Below are 18,403 nucleotides of genomic sequence, written 5' to 3' on the forward strand. Positions count from 1 at the left end.
CCAATGCGTCCGAGGATCTCGAGAAGAACGGGGGCCGCAGCCCCCGATCCTCTCAATCATGCTGTTCCCGAAACAGCAAGGCCGGTGTGCTGGCGCAGATGAGGCTCTGGCTCCTGAACCATCGCAATTACACCTCCTGAAGGATTGAACGCTGCCATGGCACCCACCAGCGCCTGAGCCTGCACGTTGGTCAGCACCGTTCCGTCGTTGAAGCGGAACTCTTCGACGCGGTTGTTGGCGCTCAGGTACCAGTCCTGGATCGTCAGCGCCTCGTTTGTGCTCTTGATCGTCGCCACCAGCGCGTTACCACTCTGGGTGAATCGGATGTCGCTTTGAGCGATGCCAGCCGTGAAGCGCACAACGTCCTTGACGTTGGCCGTGGCGTCGCTGTCGACAATCAAGTCAAAGCCATAGCCCAGGCCGAACCAGTAGGTATCAGCGCCAGCGCCACCGTTAAGGGTGTCGTTGCCAGCCTTGCCGTCCAGGGTGTCGTTACCAGCCGCGCCGGTCAGCGTGTTGTTGCCAGCATTGCCGGTCATCACGTTGTCGCCTGAGCTGCCTGTGCCGTTGATGTTGCCAGTCCCGGTCAAGGTCAGGTTCTCGACGTTGGCGGCCAGGCTGGCCAGCGTGACCGAGGTCATGATGGTGTCTGTGCCCTGTCCGCTGGCTTCGGTCACGACGTCGCTCGTGGAGTCCACGTAGAAGACGTCGTTGCCCAGACCGCCCACCAGGGTGTCGATGCCGGCTCCACCGTCCAGGGTGTCATCACCGTCACCGCCGCTGAGGTTGTTGGCGCCGCTGTTGCCGGTCATGACATTGGCCAGGGCGTTGCCCAGCGCGTTCAGGTTTGAGGTTCCCGTTAGCGTCACATTCTCGACGTTGCTCGCCAGTGCGACGGTCAGCGTCACGGAGGACATGATGGTGTCGGTGCCTTGCCCGCTCGCTTCGGTCACGACATCGGTGGTCGCGTCTACGTAGAAGACGTCGTTGCCCAGGCCGCCGACCATGGTGTCGGCCCCGGCTCCGCCGATAAGCGTGTCGTCACCGTCACCGCCGCTGAGGTTGTTCGCACCACTGTTGCCAGTGAGCACGTTGGCCAGTGCGTTGCCGGTGGCGTTGATGTTGGACGTTCCGGTCAACGTCACGTTCTCGACGTTGGCCGCCAGCGTCGCCAGCGTCACGCCGATCTGGATGGTGTCGGTGCCTTCGCCCGCATTCTCGGTGACGACGTCGGTCGCCACATCCAAGACGTAGATGTCGTCGCCGACACCACCAATCATTGTGTCAACTCCAGCGCCCCCATTCAATGTGTTCCTTCCCGCGTTCCCGCGCAATACATTGGCCGCGCTGTTGCCCGTCGCATTGATATCTGAAGTGCCCACCAATGTGAGGTTCTCCACCTCGACGGACAGGGAATACGTGACGCTCGATTCCACCGTATCAGTTCCTCCGCCGGAGGACTCGGTGACCGTATCCCCAGCGACATCCACCACGTAGGTGTCATTCCCTGCGCCACCGATCATGGAATCCACGCCCGCGCCGCCATCCAACCTGTTGGCTCCGCTGTTGCCGGTCAATGTGTTGGCCACGCTGTTGCCTGTGCCATTGATTGCGGTTGAACCAAGCAGTGTGAGGTTCTCAAGCTCAGGCGCCAGAACGTAGCTAATTGAAGACTCAACTGTGTCTGTACCACCACCAGCAATCTCGGTGATCACATCGCCGACTTGATCAACAACGTAGACGTCGTTGCCGCCACCGCCAACAAGCGTGTCGGCGCCAGTGCCTCCATCCAAGCGGTTCGCGCCGCTGTTGCCCGTCAGCAAGTTGTCCAGACCATTGCCCGCTCCATTGAGCGCGGATGTCCCGGCCAAGGTCAGGTTCTCGACGTTTGATGCAAGGGCTGCGAGGGTTACGGAGGAGACGACCGTGTCAACTCCCTCTCCAGCCAGCTCGGTGACAACGTCCGTGGTCGCATCTACATAGTACAAGTCGTCACCAGCACCGCCCAGCATGGAGTCGGCGCCAGCGCCACCATCAATAGTGTCGTTGCCGCCACGCCCTTCAAGTCGATTGCCTGCGCCATTGCCACGCAAACTGTTGGACAGCGAATTACCTGTTCCCGTGAGCCCCGAAGAACCAGTCAATGTCAAGTTCTCGACGTAGTCCGAGAGTTGATAGCTGACACTTGAGAGCACAGCGTCAGTCCCCTCGCCCTCGAGCTCCCGGACTTGATCGCCTGAAACCCACTCTCCGTTTGCATTGAGGACCAAGACAGAGTCCACGGTGTAAACATCATTGCCCAGCCCACCCTGCATGAAGTCACCACCAGTACCTCCATTCAGCGAATCATCACCACCAAACCCATAAAGCCAGTCGTTGCCGGCTCCACCGCTCAGCGAATTATTGGCATCATTGCCGGACAGATTGTTTTGAAGCGAGTTCCCTGTTCCATTGATTGGCGCCGTACCAATCAGCGTCAAATCCTCAACGTAATTCGGCAGGGTGAACGTGGCCGAGCTTTCAACGCGGTCGAAGCCCTCATTGCTGAACAATTCGACGACGATGTCGGCCGGATCATCGACCAGGTAAACATCATCACCGGAACCACCCACCAGGCTGTCGACACCTGCGCCACCATCAAGCGTATCCATGCCTGAGTCGCCGGTCAGCGTGTCGTTACCTCCCATGCCAAACAACCTGTCATCGTCAGAACTACCTGTGAGGCTGTCTGCCCCTTCGGTTCCTCGAATAGTATTCAGTCGCTCAAATATTTCCGAGCGCGTCCATACTGTCCCATCGGCGAAGCGAACCAGCGCCACAATGGACGACATCATTAACGAATTAACAACAAGCGAATCCGTTGCTCCAGTGATCGAAAACTTGATGTCGCCAATCTGGGATCGAGAAAGTTCTATATCAGCAGGCCTAATGCCAATATCGAATCGAATCTCGTCTGTTCCGTCACTCCAGATTCCAGCAACACTGTCAACACCATCGCCTCTGCCAAACAGATAGATGTCATCGCCTTCATTTCCTGAAAGCAGATCATTGCCAGCCCCACCCCGCAGGACGTCGCTACCGTATCCGCCTTTAAGAGTGTCGCTTCCCTCACCGCCTTCCAGCAAATCCTGACCGTCCCCACCCGTCAGCGAATCGTTACCCTGCAGACCGAACAGCGAATCATTGCCATCGCCGCCATCGAGCGAGCCACTTGCACTTAGTCGATCATTTCCCAATCCGCCGCTCAGGCTGTCGTATCCGCCCTCACCGAAAAGACGGTCTTCGCCGTCCCCTCCAAACAGGTAATCGTTCCCGAGGCCGCCATGCAACTCGTCTGCTCCGGCCTCGCCGTAGAGGTAGTCGGCGTCATCGCCACCGCGCAGCGTGTCATCGCCATCGCCGCCGTACGCTACGTTTCCACTTCCTGCACCGACGTCGATGACGTCATCGCCGGCATCACCCCGCAGGGTATCGCCACCGGCACCGCCAAGAATGGTGTCGTTGCCCATGCCCCCGTTTACAACATCCTGTCCGACGCCAGCATCAACGGAGTCATCTCCTGCTCCAGCATAGATCGTATCGTCGCCTCCCATGCCGGCCAAGGAATCTGCGGCATTAGTCCCGATCAAGAGATCCGAGCCATCGGCGCCTGGGCCTCTTCCCCCACTAGCGATCAACAGACTTATTGCGGCTTGATTAATCAGCGTCCCGTCTTCGAAAATCAGCTGATACGAGGGGCTGCGGCTATCGAAGGCGATCTCGTCTGAACCATTACCAAAGCTAAGGATAAAACCGTCTCCTACCGCGCGGGCGTTCAGATCTGAAAGGGTCCAACCCGTGAAGAAAAGATTGGCACCTCTACCACCTGTCACGCGGTCCTTGCCGTCCCCTTGACCAAATTTGATCGTCGCCGCGACGGGATCATAGAAGGCTGAATATGAGTTGACCTGATAGATGTCATTTCCGAGCCCGCCGATCAGTTCGTCGCCGCCACCTCGAGAAATTAGCGTGTCGTTCCCGTCTCCACCTATCAGCGTATCGACCACGTCCTCATAGCGACTGCCACCGGAAGTATCCTTCGCAGCCTGATCCACGAGGACGTCACCACCGGATCCACCATAGAGCACAACGCCACGACCATTGCCTTCAATCGTGTCGTCCGCCGCTGCGCCTCTCAGCGTTGACTGTCCCATGTTGTAGGCAAGGGATATCTTTTCAATATTTTCATAATTGGAAATTTCATAGGCTCCGCGCACTCCCGTCGAGAGGACAACCTTGTCAACCCCTTCATTAGCCAGTTCGGTGATGGAGTCGCCGACGCCGAGAATGTATGTATCGTCGCCCAGCCCACCTCGGAGATTGTTGGCAGCGGTGTTGGCGCTGCCGTCCAACACGTTAGAAAGCGCGTTGCCGTTTGCCTCGATTGGAGAGTTTCCGACGAGCGTCACATTTTCGAAACCGTCCGACAAGCTCCAGCTGATTGCGGTTTCTACCGTATCAATTGCGGATGCATGGGTCGATACTAGGCTGTCACCAGCCTGATCAACCACAAACAGGTTGTTCGTCTGTCCGCCAATGATCCTGTCGGCACCTGCGCCGCCATCCAATCGAACCCAGTGCGTCAACGCGGAGGCGTCAATGAAATTTGCTTGGCTGTTGCCAGCGAAAGAGTCGCGGACCTGCTCCTTCGTGTAGCTGTTCTCGAACTGATACCAGGCGTTGCGCAGAACCAAGTTCTCGATGTTCTCCTGCATCGAGTAGTCATTGGTGTTGACGAGCACCGTGTCGTCGCCCTCTCCAGCGCTCTCGATGATCGTCACACTAGAGGGGGTCTTTTGAGTCGTTGCAAAGGATGAGACAGTGATGTCGTAATAGTCATCCCCTCCACCGCCTCGCAAGGTATCCCAGCCGCCATAGCTCTTGATTTGATTGTCGCCGGCATTGCCGACGATCATATTTGTCAAATCATTGCCGTAGCCCGAAAGCGCAAGAACCCCCGTCAACGTCAGATTCTCAACATTGGCTGGCAAAAAGTAACTCACCGAGCTGACCGCCGTATCGACGCCCTGATTGGCACCTTCAACAATGGTGTCCCCTGGGTTGTCGATGTTGAAGATGTCGTTGCCAGTGCCGCCAACTAGCGTATCAACGTTGCCCGGCCCCTGTACATGCGATCCAATGTATGCCTGGTCCCAAGAGGTCCCGTCCATGAAGGTGATGGCCTCGATCTTCTGTGAGTTTGCTGCACCACTGAAGTATTGCGACACTCGCAATTGAGTCCGGCTGTTATTGATCACTAGAACGAGATCACCCCCATCGCTGTAGAGCTGCATGCTTGACGGCAATACACCACCCACGACAGAGATTCGGTCGCTGCCTGCATTTTCGACGATCAGGTCCGACCCGGACTGCGGTCCGAAAACGTAGATATCGTCACCGCTGCCTCCGTAAAGCGTATCGTTACCCGCCCCGCCGTCCAGCAGATCATTGCCAGGAAGCAAGTTTGTATCGTCGCCGTAGATGACATCGCTGCCGTCTCCGCCTATCAGCGTGTCATGGCCATTTCCACCGTACACATAGTCAGATCCCGAACCAGCCTCAACAAAGTCGTCACCACTTCCCGCACTGATGGTGTCATTGCCACCCAGGGCACTGATGGTGTCGTTCCATGCAAAGCCGATCACGTTTGCATCGTCGCCTTCGGTGAGGTTCCTTACCGGTGTCCGATCGATCACATCCGCCCTTGACCATGATGTGCCGTCACGGAAACGAATGCTCTCCACGCTATCGATGTTGGCTGCGGCAAAGTAGCCCGTCACGATGATGGGCCGAGTCCACCCGGCATCAGAAGTCAGCGCGATCCAGAGATCACCGTTGAGCTGATTCCGAATTCGAACATTCGACGGTGTCGCGCCCGTAGGCAGCAGCAAGGAGTCTATGCCTGCGTCGTCAGCAATCAGCGTCGTCGTTCCGGCCGTCGGCCACGCGTCCACGATGAAGGTGTCATTCCCAGTCCCGCCGTACATGTCTTCACCATTGACGAGGACATCGTTGCCGCCATAGCCGCGCAGCGTATCTCGCCCTGATCCGCCATCCAGGGTGTCGTTCCCATCCAGTCCTTGAAGACTGTCGGCGCCTGCTGCACCGGAGATCGAGGAGCCGCTGGGTTGAGCACGGAGGTAGTCATCACCCGATGTCCCTGCGAAAAGGCGGGCCAAAACTTCTGCACCAGTTCGACTGGACCCGTCAGCGAACTGAACATTGAAGCTGGCGAGAGTCGTTGCATCTGCGGTCCGACTCACGAAGCCCCTGAGTAGGAAGCTGTCCGTCGTTCCAGCAATGACAATCTTCAGGTCGTCACCATTCTCTGCTTTGTAGAGCAAATCGTCCGCAGTGACGCCAGGCAACATGCGAAGCGTTGTGGAGTCTCCCTCGCCGGGGTAGAAATCCATGGAGTCGGCGCCATGCCCGCGTCCAAACACGTAGATGTCGTGCCCCCGGCCGTCGATCAGCTTATCGTCACCACCGCCACCGACGATAACGTCGTCTCCTGCGCCTCCCGCCAAGGTATCACTACCCTCGTCGCCGCTCAGTTGATCATTGCCAGCTCCGCCTTCGACATAGTCGTTACCAGTTCCGCCAGACAAGGTGTCATCACCGTCTTCGCCACTCACGATATCCGCGCCGTCGGCACCGGACAGATAGTCGTTGCCACCACCTCCGTTTAGGGTGTCATTGCCAGCAAGTCCGTTGACGAACTCTGCAGCCCCTGTCCCTTGGAAGTAGTCCGGGCCGGTTGTGGTGATTGAAAGGTTTGCTGTGATCGTCTCAAGATCCCATCGCTTACCGTCTTGGAAAAGGATCTGCTGAACTCCCTGCCCACTGAAGTGTTCAACAACTTTGATGGTCTCGCCCGTGGCGATCGCCCGCACGATGAGGTCCTGGTTGACCTTCGTCAACAGAACGTCTTGAGGGCTGAGATTCGTCAGGGCCAGTACGTTGATGGATCCATCGCCCACTTCGCCAAGAACATCGCTTCCTTGGCCTTGACCCCATAGGTACGTGTCGGCACCGCCGTTTCCGTAGACTTCGTCGCTCCCCCCGCCACCAGCCAAGGTGTCGTTGCCGGCCCCACCCCAGAGGCGGTCGTTGTTGGCGCCACCATCGAGATAGTCGTCTCCGGCACCACCATCGAGGCGATTGGCGGCGTCGTTGCCCTTGAGCGTATCGTTTCCGATGCCGCCGACCGCGTTTTCAATCTGCGTGCCAAAGGCGATGAACGCTTGGCCGTCTGCGAGCATGCTGGCAGATTTCTGGCCACGATAGATCCAAGAACCAGGAGTAAGGTCGACAAAAACGTTGCCCCCCTCTGACGAGGCATCGAATCGGTCACCTGAGCCGCTGGCATCGACGATCCATCGATCGCCAAAGCTGAAAATACTGTCGTTAGAAGACTTGGTCCCCTTGTTGGCGCCGTAGAGGTACTGAAGCGCCGCAATGTCGAAAGCAGCCAACTGTGTCGCCGGTATGCCCGCCGACGTGTAAGACATGATCGTGTTGGCTGTGGTGTTCTCCGCATCAGGCAGTACGGGCGGCTCGAACGGATGCTTGAGTCCCAGCGCGTGGCCGATCTCATGCAGAAGGGTCTCAAACCCCGCTGCGCCGACACTCAGAGAGCCCCTCTTGGTGTATTCGCCAAATTCTGTCCGCACCTGCTCCGAATAGATTCGGCTGTTGAGGTGAATGCCCCCGGTCGCGGGTTGAGCGTACCCCGCGAATGCTCCCATGCCCTCCGACATCAAGTCATCGAGGTGGAACGTCAGGTCGGCAACCTGACCGTCGCCAAGCTCGGTGAACGTCAGGTCCAGCACGGAGCTGAAGCGCGCAAGTGCGTCCCTGACCGCCTGCTTCTGAGATGAATCGAACGCGAAGAAGCCCGTGACGCCAAGCTTGAAAGCATCCGCGAACGAGAACGTCAGTGCATGCTTGCCTGACGACTTGGTCTCTTCCCGAGACAACAGTGCATTGATGAAGTAGAGCGGGGCCAGACCGGCGAACGGATCCGGCTCATTCGATGGCGCCGGTGCTGGCGCCATCGAGAGGATCTGTTCCGTTCCCCAAACGGTACCGTCCTCAAAGCGAATCTCGGCGACGGCAGCCTGCGCCTCACCCTCTGACTCACCCTGACCACTGCCCGGTGATCCGAGAGCGTATGCACTCCCACCGTAGTAGCCCAGCACGGTGATCTGATCGTTCACACCGTACTTGATGAGGAGATCCTGGCCGGAACGCTCAAGCTTGCGGACGTCGCCGCTACTGAACTTGAAGGCGATGACGTTGCGCGAGCCGTCAGCGCCATCGTCATGAATGACGTCTTGACCGTCGCCCTTGGAGAACACGTACAGATCGCCCTTGCCGCCGCCGGACAGCACATCGTTGCCCGCACCGCCCTCCAGGATGTCCGAACCGGCCTCGGTCTCGGGGCCATCTCCGAATAGCTGATCGCTGTCAGCACCACCGCGCAGGTTGTCTCCACCGCTGCCGCCGTAAAGGGTGTCGTTGCCTACCCCGCCGTCAAGGATGTCGTCGTCCTCTTCACCGTCCAGGCTGTCGTTGCCGCCTCCGCCGAAGAGCATGTCTCCGCCTTCGCCGCCGAGAATCACATCCTTGTCGGCGCCGCCATCAAGGTAGTCGCCACCTTTGCCACCCACGAGCGAGTCCTCGCCGCTTTCGCCAAACCCGTGGTCATCGCCTTCGCCGCCGAAGATCAGGTCGTCATTGGTGCCGCCGAACAAATAGTCGTCGCCATGGTCGCCCCAAAGGGTGTCATTACCGGCGCCGCCTTGCAGGAAGTCACCACCCATCTGGCTCTTGTCCAAACCGGGTGGATAGTCCTTGACTTGCACCAGGTACGGAGCATCGCCGATGAGCCTGTCAGCTCCATCGCCGCCGTAAAGCACGTCCGCGCCAAGTCCACCCACCAGGGTGTCATCCTTGTCTCCTCCATCGAGAAAATCGCGGCCACCGCCACCGGAAAGCTCGTCCTTGCCATCGCCTCCGCGCAATTCGTCGTCGCCGTCGTAGCCCACAAGCAGGTCGTCGTCGGCTTCGCCGTACAGCCTGTCGTTGTCATTGGCGCCATAGATGACGTCATCGCCTTCTCCGCCGTACAGGCGTGCGCCCTCAGCACCGGTACCCGCCGGCAGCATGTTGCCGCCGTAGCCGTAGTGAAGCAAAACCGTCTTGGCCTTGCCGAACTCAGCAGTTGGCCCCTTGCCGGCCGGGAAGTTGTCGCCGCGCTCGACCCACTCACGGTCATCGCCGACAGTGAGCTTGATGTCCAAGCTGGGCTCGAGGCTTGCGTTGGACAAACCCGGGTTGTCCCACCAAAAGTACGAGGAGTAGTCGGTGTCTTGGTATAGCTTCCTCGTGAACTCGATGTTCCAGACCGCCATCTCGGGGTGCGGAACGTAAACCCTCGCCTGGTTCACGGAGTAATAGAACCGCTCCGATGTCACATCGTCAGAGAACAGGAAACCTGTCGGCGTGGGCGACCAGTAGATGGCGTCTTCACCGGTTCCCTGGACGGTGCCTCGAGACATGCTGAACGTGCCACCTGCACGCAGGATGTCGCTGCCAAGCCCGCCATAGGCAACATCCTTGCCCGCCCCCGTCAGGATGAAGTCAGTCCCGTCTCCGCCCTCAAGCCAGTCATCTCCGCCTTCACCGTCCAGGATGTCATTGCCTGTTCCACCGGTCAGCAAGCTGTCCAAGTTGGTACCGTAGAGCAGGTCATTGCCCTGACCGCCCTCCGCACTCGCCGCCGCGATGACGTCGACGAAGTTGTTCTCTGCGAGCGATACGACCGTCGCGGGTGCCACAGTGGGCCGCTGGCGATCAGTGGGGCTTCCGGAGAGCGTGATGTTGTACTGCCCTGGCTGCCAGTCTCGAAGGTAGATGGTGTTGAGTTTGTCACCCGTCTTGCTGATTGCAAGCGTCGTTGAGCCGCCCATTTCGTACTTGCGGATCTCGACGCCATCTGCAGTAACCCAGGCCAACTTTGCAGCGTCGTAGGTCGCAGCGCCCAATTCTTTCTCAGCGATGCGGATTCTGTTTGAACCCTCGCTATCTTCGAGCATGTCAACGCCGAAGCTGTCGTTCTCGTAGATGTAGTTGTCGCTGCCGGCACCGCCTTTTAGGTAATCCGCGCCCTTGCCGCCAGTGATGTCGTCGTTGCCGCCACCAGCGTCGACGAAGTCGGCGTCGTCACCGCCCTTGATGATGTCGTCGTCACCACCGCCCTTGATGGAATCGTTTCCGGTGCCACCGTCCAGCGAGTTGTTGCCTTGGCCGCCGATCAGGATGTCGTTATCAGCCCCGCCGTCCAGCAATGCGATGCCCGTACCTCCCTTGATCTCCAGCACGTCATTGCCGGCCTCGCCTTGGAGCCTATTGGTGTCGGCGCCGCCCTCGTCGAAGAGGTAGTCGTTGCCTGTGCCGCCAAAGAGCGTGTCTGCTCCCGCACCGCCATTCAGCGCATCGTTTCCATCGTCACCCTGCAAGCTGTCGTTACCTGCTCCGCCAAAGACGATGTCGTCACTCGCGCCCCCGGAGAGGGTGTCTGCCCCGGATTCACCGCGAAGCAAGTCTTGGTCGGCGCCACCGTAGATTCCGTCGTTGCCGTCACCGCCGCGAAGGGTGTCGCGGCCGGCATCACCATTCAATAGGTCATTCCCGGCATTGCCTTCGATGTAGTCGTGGCCGGCTGCTCCCGAGATGCTGTCCTTCCCACCACCGCCATAGAGACGATCGTCGTCGCCCTCGCCCTTGATGGTTTCGTCCTTGCTGCTGCCGAACACGACTTGATGATCGTGAAGACTGATGCCATTGCCATCGATTGCCAAGGTCAGCGGGTCCCCGCCTGCAATCCGGCGTTTGAGATCAACGAAGTCCCAATTCCCCTCAACGCTATTGGTATCCCAGTCCTCGTTGTAGGGCTTCGGTGTATCCCGCACCGGGTCGTCGTCATCTCGGATCCCTCGCTCATAGCGAATAAGCCAGGCCAACATTGCTGCACGGTCCTTGAGGTATTCCTCCGTCATCGTGCCGAATTCAAAGATCCTATCAAATAGATCTAGGCTCTTATCGCCGTTGTATTCGTCGTAGTTGATGCCTTCAACAACAAAGCCATTCAGCTCACGCAGCGCATATCGCCATGCATCACTGCGCTGCGCATTGGCGACCAAGTCCTCACGGGAGTAATTAACATCAACCGCCAAGGCCGTGTAGTGTGATCCAAGTTGCAGCGCCCTTGCGATCAGGTTTGGCGGAGGGGCTTCTGTAGTAATCCAGTCGGCACCGAAGACTAGGTTCCGCAGCTTATCCAGCACGTCGATACGACCATTGCCGTCTCGATCATTTAGATATTCGATGTAATCTTTAACGGCATCGCCACCAAAGAAGCCGCCCAGCAAGGCTGCACCAAGGACTAGCGCTCCGGCAATAGGGGGGCTGACGGAAACACCCGCAACTGCGGAAATACCTACTCCAATTGCAGCGATACTTCCAGAGATTTTGCTGGCAACCTCTGCTGCAGCGAACTCCACGACAAAGTCCCGCATAATGCGGACTGATTTGTCTTGATCCCCCTCCGCCATAGCCTTTGCGGACGCTTGTCCCGCCGCAAGGAATCCAAGGGCGCCGAACACAAGACCGAATCGCGCCATAGTCTTAGTCGGAAGGCGCTTGCTAAGGTCAGCCATGCCCAGTCTAGCGCTTTCCACGCCAGCCAAATAGCGTGCGTTAACTTCCTGGGAGAATATTGACGAAAATTCCAAAAGGCGAGCTTTATAGGTTTTCCCGTCAATAAGTATGCTTTCGTCGGCCAACATGGACGCCATTTTTTCAGGCGTCATCTCGGCAAAAACACCCGGATAATCCTTCTTTGCGCCGCTTAAGAAGGTCTGAGCAATGGCATTTGACAATACCTTACTCTTTTGAACTTCAACATCACCAACCGCAATAGCACTTTTGTTGACGCCATCGATCTCAAAGTCCCCAGCTTTCGCGAGAAGCTCTGGTAGTTCCGTATACATCAAGACGCTGCGATTGCTTACGTCGTACCCGGCAACTATGCGCCAGCTCCCGTTGTTGTCGCGAACATACGCTCTTGATGCGATATCCCAGAGCGAATATGGTGATGAAGCACGTTTACCTGAGAGATCCGTCCCATCCTTATATAGCGTCCATTTCTCGTCGATTATCGCAACCTGCTCAGGCGTAGCGGCAGCATACGAGACAACGCCAATTTCACGTGCAATCGCATTTCGAAGCTCGTTCTTAAACTGATCGAAGTCGACAAGCTTGCCTGCCGGACTTTCGCCAATATCCCTTATATTCAGTGATTGATTAACAATTTCTCGACTGGCAGTTGATGCATGGTTTCCATCCACCAAAGTCCCCGACTGCAGCAAATAGATATCGCCAGATCTCGCGCCGTCTACCGCCCCACTCGTTCTCTCGACGAGTTTGAACAAATCTTCAACACTTGCTGTGCCGCTGCGAATCAGATCTGCGAGTTGGAATCGCGCCTCTTGAAAGCCGATGCTCATAGCGCAGCTCCCAACTTGAGGGAAGGGAAGGTCGGCGCAAAAACGCGTGATGTTCTGACCCCACAGAATCCGTAAGTAAGAAACGCTTCCGTAACAGCCGACTTAAAATCCTCGTACTCCGTTGCAGCCGGCTCTTTATCAACGAATTCGATACCTGCATGTGATTCATTTAGAATCCTGAAGCAGAGGATTTCATTTTTCCAACAAAAGAAGAACCATTCGTATGTTCTATCGCGAACGAGAATAGGTGCCCTGCAGAGCCAGCTATCCTCAAGTTCGTCAATTGCAATGCTGCCCCCCTCGGCCACGTCCGGCCAACCTTGTCGAAGAGCAGCATTCTTCCAATTCTCCGGAAGTCTGGGAGCAACCATCCCCCAAATCTCACTCGTCATTTGCTTTAGAATATAAGCCATTTTAATACCGCGATATAATTCAACTACAAAATCAATATGTCTTCGACAATCTGCACATTATCAAAGATTGAGCATTTTTCTTGCAAAATCATCAAACCCGCAATTTATTGATCACAGCTAAGCAAATGCTTTAGCAGTCCGGTTTATTGCTGGTTATCAGAGGTTTGCGCGACATTTTCGAGGCGGGCACGTTGCCAGAGCGGGAATCGGGGTCTCTAATCTTGTAAACTCAAAATCCGGGGCTGGATCAGTGGAGACCACTCAGCGAGCAAAACTTAACTCCTGAAAATCTGATTCATGGGAGTACCTATCTACTGAGGCAATCGGTGTATTCAAAGAATCGGGACCACTCTGATCATGACCTCGAAAAATTGTCTCCAGTGCCTGCATGCCAGCCAACATGCTGTATCCGCGGGCCCGTTGTCGTGCGGCGCCGCGCAGTTGCCGCGCCCCCCTGCCTTGCATGCTCAGCGCCTCGACCGCGAGACTCGCGACCGCAGATGGGTCGAACATGTCCGCCAACCTGCCATTCACCCCATCCTCCACCACCTCCCTGACCGGTGCCGTATCCGACCCGATCACGGAGCAGCCCGTGGCCATGGCCTCCAGCATCGACCAGCTCAGCACGAACGGGTAAGTCAGGTACACATGCGTCGCTGACACCTGCAGGATGCGCTTGTAGCCTTGATAGGGCACCTTGCCGAGGAAGTGAGTTCTCGCTGGGTCGAGCTTTGAGCCCACCTCTTGCAGCATCTTCTCGCGCCAGTGCTTGGCGCCATCCGGCAAGCGCCCATAGCTGACTCCGTCACCGCCAACGATTACGGTGTGGGCGGTCTTGTGCTCGCGCTGTATGGCCGGCAAGGCACGCATGAACTGGTGAAAACCGCGATAGGGCTCCAGGTTCCGCGCGACATAAGTGATGACAGGGTCACCCGCCCTGAGCACCGTGCCGTTGGGCAACTTGATGCCTGCCTTTGCATACGGGCCGAGGTTGTCGGTGTCGATGCCCTCGTGGGCCACGGTGATCTTGTCCTGGTATACCTTTGGGTGCTGTGCCTTCTGCCAATGCGTCGGGCTAATGGCGGCGTCGCAGTTCTCAAGGTTGGTCAGATGCAGCGCATTCCACGCGCGAATGCGAGCTCTGTCATCGAAGGTGACCGGGAACTCGGGGTCGAAGCCAATATCTGCCCCGGGCCAATCCGGATCCAGTCCATTGCCTTCGGCAGGCGCGTTGTAGAACCACTCGCAGAAGTGAACCAGGCGTGCGTCGGGGAAGACATCCTTGGCGTTGAGCGTTTCACCCCAGCCAGGGTGCGCCAGGATGACGTCCGGCTTGAAACCCTTGGCCTTGAGCGCCAGCAGAATGCGCGCGACCGCCTGGCCGTGAAGCACCGCGTCTTCCATGCGGCGCAGGTAGTGGTGCTGTTCCTGATGTACGGAGCGGTGCGGCTTGTAGCGGATCAGCGTGAGCCGCTTGGACCTCTCCAGCTCGGGCATGCCGGGCGCCGTCTCGCGCCCAATGCCGACGACCTTCCAGCCGGGACGTTGGCTCCAGGCTTTGGCGACATGGCGAAACTGCCCGGGGAAGTTCTGATGAATGATGAGGACGCGCATGGATTTGGTGTGGTCGCTTAGCGTTCCTTGAGGCTTTCGTCCAAGTGCTGCTGCACCGGACTGAGCAGGTAGTCGATGACACGGCGCTTGCCGGTCTTGATCTCGGCGGTGAGGTTCATGCCGGGCGCCAACTTGATGCGCTTGCCGTCCACGTTGATGGCGGACTGGTCGAGCACCAACGTGGCGGGGAAGATGGCGCCGCGCTTCTCGTCCTGCACGGCATCAGCCGTGATGCTCTGGACCTGCGCCTGAACGGTGCCGTAGCGGGTGTACGGAAAGGTTTCAAGCTTGATGGTGGCCTGCTGACCCGCGCGCACGAAGCCGACGTCCTTGTTCTCCATCACCACCTCCGCCGTGACCTCGGCATCGTCGGGCACGAGGACAAGCAGCACCTCCGCTTCCTTGGCAACACCACCGGTGGTGTGCACGGCGAGTTGCTGCACGGTGCCGGACACCGGCGCGGTCAAGCGGGTGAGCGCGTCGCGCTTGTCCGCTTTGGTGCCTTCCTCGGCGAGTTGGCGGGTCTTGAGGCTGGCCTGGGTTTCACGCTCTTTCAGGGTGCGCAAGGTCTCGGCACGGTATGCCGTGTTGCCTTGCTCGGCTTCCGCCAACGCGGCCTTGGCCTCCTGCAGACGCGCCTGCGCGGTGGCCAAGTCACGCTCCAGCTCAATTCGTTCGCGTGTGCGGTCCTGCCCGGCATGGGTGGCAACGAAGCCCTGTGCGGTGAGCGACTGGAAGTCCTTTTCCCGCTGCTGTGCCAAGGGGAGCGTCGCATGCAGCTTGGCGACGGACTGCTCGGCAGTGGCGATCTCGGCGCGACGGCGCGCTGCCTCTGCAGCAAACTTGGCGAGCTTGGCGCTGATGTCGGCCCACTCGCCCTGCAACTGAATCTGCGCGTCGGCTCGATCTGTGGCGTTCAGACTCGCAAGCGAGGTGGCGCCGAGGCTCGGCGTGCCGCCGTGCATCAGCGCCGTCAGCAGCGCATGACTGCGCAGCGCCTCGGACGTGGCGGCGCTGCGCTCCTCGCCGAGCCGCGCGGTGTCCGCCGCCGTGAGGGTGCTGTCCAGCTCGATGAGCAAGTCGCCCGCCTTGACCTTGTCGCCATCCTTCACGTGGATGGCTTTGACGACACTGCGCTCCAGCGGCTGGATGGTCTTGCTGCGCTGGCTGACAACGACGCGCCCCTGCGCCACGGCGACGATGTCGATCTGGCCGAAGCACGCCCAAAGAAGCGCGACGGTGAAGAGCGCACAGATCGCGATGACGGCCCGTCGGGGGGCCGGGTGAGGTGGCGTTTCCTGCAACGCGATGGCCGCGGGCATGAACGCCTGCTCATCAAGCATCCGACGGGGGCCGGCAAGCTCGTCGCGACGGTCCCACGCCGCTTTGAAGATGGCACGGTAGCGCCCGAGCAGCTCGACGACGGGGTGACGAAGCTCATCGGCTTGCGCGGCCGGGTTCGTGGCCTGCGTGTTCATGCCCCGACCTCCGTGCCCGCCTGCATCTTCCAAAGATGGGCGTAGATGCCTTGAGGCTTGGCGAGCAACTGATCGTGGCTACCCACCTCCACGATGCGCCCCTTGTCCATCGCGATGATGCGATTCGCGTGGCGCACGGCGCTGAGCCGGTGGGCAATGATGAAGACGGTGCGCCCCTGGCAGATGGCGCGCATGTTCTTCTGGATGATGGCTTCGCTCTCGTAGTCCAGTGCGCTGGTGGCCTCGTCGAAGATGAGGATGCGCGGCTGGCTGAACAGCGCTCGGGCGATGGCGATGCGCTGACGCTGTCCACCCGACAGGCTGCTGCCCTGCTCACCGACGATGGTGTCGTAGCCCTGCGGCAATTCGGTGATGAACTCGTGCGCACCCGCAAGCCTCGCCACCTGGATGACGGCTTCCAGCGGCGCGGCCGGGTCGGCGATGGCAATGTTCTCCCGTACGCTGCGGTTGAAGAGCATGTTCTCCTGCAGCACGACACCAACCTGGCGGCGCAGCTGTGCCGCATCGATGAGGGCGATGTCATGGCCGTCGACCAGCACCCGCCCGCTCTCGGGCACGTACAGCCGCTGGATAAGCTTGGTCAGGGTGCTCTTGCCAGAGCCGCTGCGGCCGACGATGCCGATGACTTCGCCAGGCCGCGCGTCCAAGCTCACACCGTGCAGCACGGGCTGGGCGTCGGGCCGATATCGGAACGTCAGGTTGTCCAGCGTCACGCGGCCCTGCAGGCGTGGCAGTGGGCTCACGCTCTGGGGGGGCAGTTCGGTGCGGGTGTTCAAGATGTCGCCAAGACGCTCCATCGACAGACCCGTCTGCTGGAAATCTGTCCACATCTGGGCGATGCGCATGATGGGCTGCGCGACGCGCCCGGCGAACATGTTGAAGGCGACGAACATGCCAACGCTGAGCTCGCCCTTCATCACGAGGTGGGCGCCGTACCAGAGCGTGGCCGCATTGACGATCTTGCCGATGAGGTTGATGCCCTCGTGGCCGTACTGAGCCAGCGTCTGCGTGCGAAGCGACGCACTGACGTAGCCTGCCAGTTGCTCGTCCCAGCGCCGGGACATCTGGGGTTCGAGGGCGCTGGCCTTGACCGTCTGGATGCCGGTGATGGTTTCCACCAGCAGCGACTGGTTTTCGGCGCCGCGTGCGAACTTCTCGTTCAAGCGTCCGCGCAGCACGGGGACGATGGTGAGGCTGAGGATGAGGTACAGCGGCAACGATGCCAGCACGATGAGCGTGAGCGGCACGCTGTAGGCAAACATCACCGCGACGAAGATCACCGAGAACAACACGTCCAGCAGCAGCGTCAGCGCGTTGCCGGTGAGGAACTGGCGGATGTTCTCCAACTCACGCACGCGCGCCACCGAATCCCCCACACGGCGTGCCTGGAAGTACGCCAGTGGCAGGTTCAGCAGGTGCCGAAAGAGCCGCGCACCGAGTTCAACGTCGATGCGGCTGGTGGTGTGGCTGAAGACGTAGGTGCGCAGGACTGTCAGCACGCTCTCGAACAGCACGATGACCAGCAGGCCAACAACGATGACGTCCAGCGTCGTGACGCCCTTGTGCACGAGCACCTTGTCCATCACCACCTGGAAGAACAGCGGCGAGACCAGCGCGAAGAGCTGAAGGAACAGCGACACCAGCAGCACCTCGCCCAGCAGCTTGCGGTGCTTGACGATGCTAGGGATGAACCAGGAGAAGTCGAACTTGGCCAGCGCGCCTGCAATCGATGCCCGGCTCGTGACGAGGATGAGTTCGCCGCTCCACTGGCCGGCGAACACCTCCAGGGGCTCGATGGTGGGGCGGGCGGCCTGAGCGCCATCCGCCGCTGTTGCGGCGGGGTCCATGAACAGGACCCGCTGCCCGTCGCATTGAGCCAGCACGACGATGCGGCCATCGGTCATGACGGCGAGTGCAGGCAATGGCGCGATGGTCAGCCGCTCGGCAGCGCTCTGCGTGGCTTTCGCCTTGAGGCCAATGTGCTTGGCTGCCAGAAGCAAGTCCTGACGCGAAACCGGCTCGCTTTCGCCCAGGCCGAGTTCGTGGCGCAGTGCATGCGGTTCAGCGGCCACATGGTGCAGGCGGGCAAGGATGGCCAGCGCTTCAAGGGCGGTCTCTGATCCCGAGGCGGACTGCTTGTCTGACGGCCTCTCCTGGGCATTCTGCGAGGGCAAGGCTTCGCTCACGGACGGCTCAAGAGCCGGCCTGCTAACGGGCAGATTCATTCGAGGCGATCGCCCGTATCGACAGGCTTAACGTTTCTTGA

The 18,403-nt window shown here is 59.3% G+C and carries 5 protein-coding genes; all 5 read right to left on the reverse strand.

Annotated elements, in window-relative coordinates:
- Positions 1-56 precede the first annotated feature (56 nt).
- The 5 genes from ACG04Q_RS00830 to ACG04Q_RS00850 all read right to left on the reverse strand — a co-directional run bounded on the left by ACG04Q_RS00830 (position 57) and on the right by ACG04Q_RS00850 (position 18,362).
- The gene (locus tag ACG04Q_RS00830) at positions 57-12,611 is read right to left on the reverse strand and encodes a calcium-binding protein (protein WP_394508891.1); all 12,555 of its coding nucleotides are present in this window, start codon (positions 12,609-12,611) and stop codon (positions 57-59) included.
- On the reverse strand, positions 12,608-13,003 hold the full coding sequence (locus ACG04Q_RS00835) for a hypothetical protein (RefSeq protein WP_394508892.1): 396 nt from the start codon (positions 13,001-13,003) through the stop codon (positions 12,608-12,610). The genes ACG04Q_RS00830 and ACG04Q_RS00835 overlap by 4 nt, the downstream gene beginning before the upstream one ends.
- A gap of 282 nt (positions 13,004-13,285) precedes the next feature.
- Positions 13,286-14,638 carry a glycosyltransferase family 4 protein gene (locus tag ACG04Q_RS00840; RefSeq protein ID WP_394508893.1) on the reverse strand — a complete coding sequence of 451 codons (1,353 nt, stop codon included), beginning with the start codon at positions 14,636-14,638 and terminating at the stop codon, positions 13,286-13,288.
- A 17-nt stretch (positions 14,639-14,655) separates the two neighbouring features.
- Positions 14,656-16,116 carry an HlyD family type I secretion periplasmic adaptor subunit gene (locus tag ACG04Q_RS00845; RefSeq protein WP_394508894.1) on the reverse strand — a complete coding sequence of 487 codons (1,461 nt, stop codon included), beginning with the start codon at positions 16,114-16,116 and terminating at the stop codon, positions 14,656-14,658.
- Positions 16,113-18,362: a type I secretion system permease/ATPase gene (locus ACG04Q_RS00850; protein ID WP_394508895.1), complete on the reverse strand. Its 2,250-nt coding sequence runs from the start codon at positions 18,360-18,362 to the stop codon at positions 16,113-16,115. The genes ACG04Q_RS00845 and ACG04Q_RS00850 overlap by 4 nt, the downstream gene beginning before the upstream one ends.
- Positions 18,363-18,403 lie beyond the last annotated feature (41 nt).

It is taken from the genome of Pelomonas lactea (assembly GCF_043555885.1).
Classification (GTDB): Bacteria; Pseudomonadota; Gammaproteobacteria; order Burkholderiales; family Burkholderiaceae_C; genus Pelomonas; species Pelomonas lactea.

Coding starts and splice junctions, on each gene's coding strand:
- ACG04Q_RS00830 (WP_394508891.1), bottom strand. CDS start 12,611: ATGAGCATCGGCTTTCAAGAGGCGCGATTCCAACTCGCAGATCTGATT.
- ACG04Q_RS00835 (WP_394508892.1), bottom strand. CDS start 13,003: ATGACGAGTGAGATTTGGGGGATGGTTGCTCCCAGACTTCCGGAGAAT.
- ACG04Q_RS00840 (WP_394508893.1), bottom strand. CDS start 14,638: ATGCGCGTCCTCATCATTCATCAGAACTTCCCCGGGCAGTTTCGCCAT.
- ACG04Q_RS00845 (WP_394508894.1), bottom strand. CDS start 16,116: ATGAACACGCAGGCCACGAACCCGGCCGCGCAAGCCGATGAGCTTCGT.
- ACG04Q_RS00850 (WP_394508895.1), bottom strand. CDS start 18,362: ATGAATCTGCCCGTTAGCAGGCCGGCTCTTGAGCCGTCCGTGAGCGAA.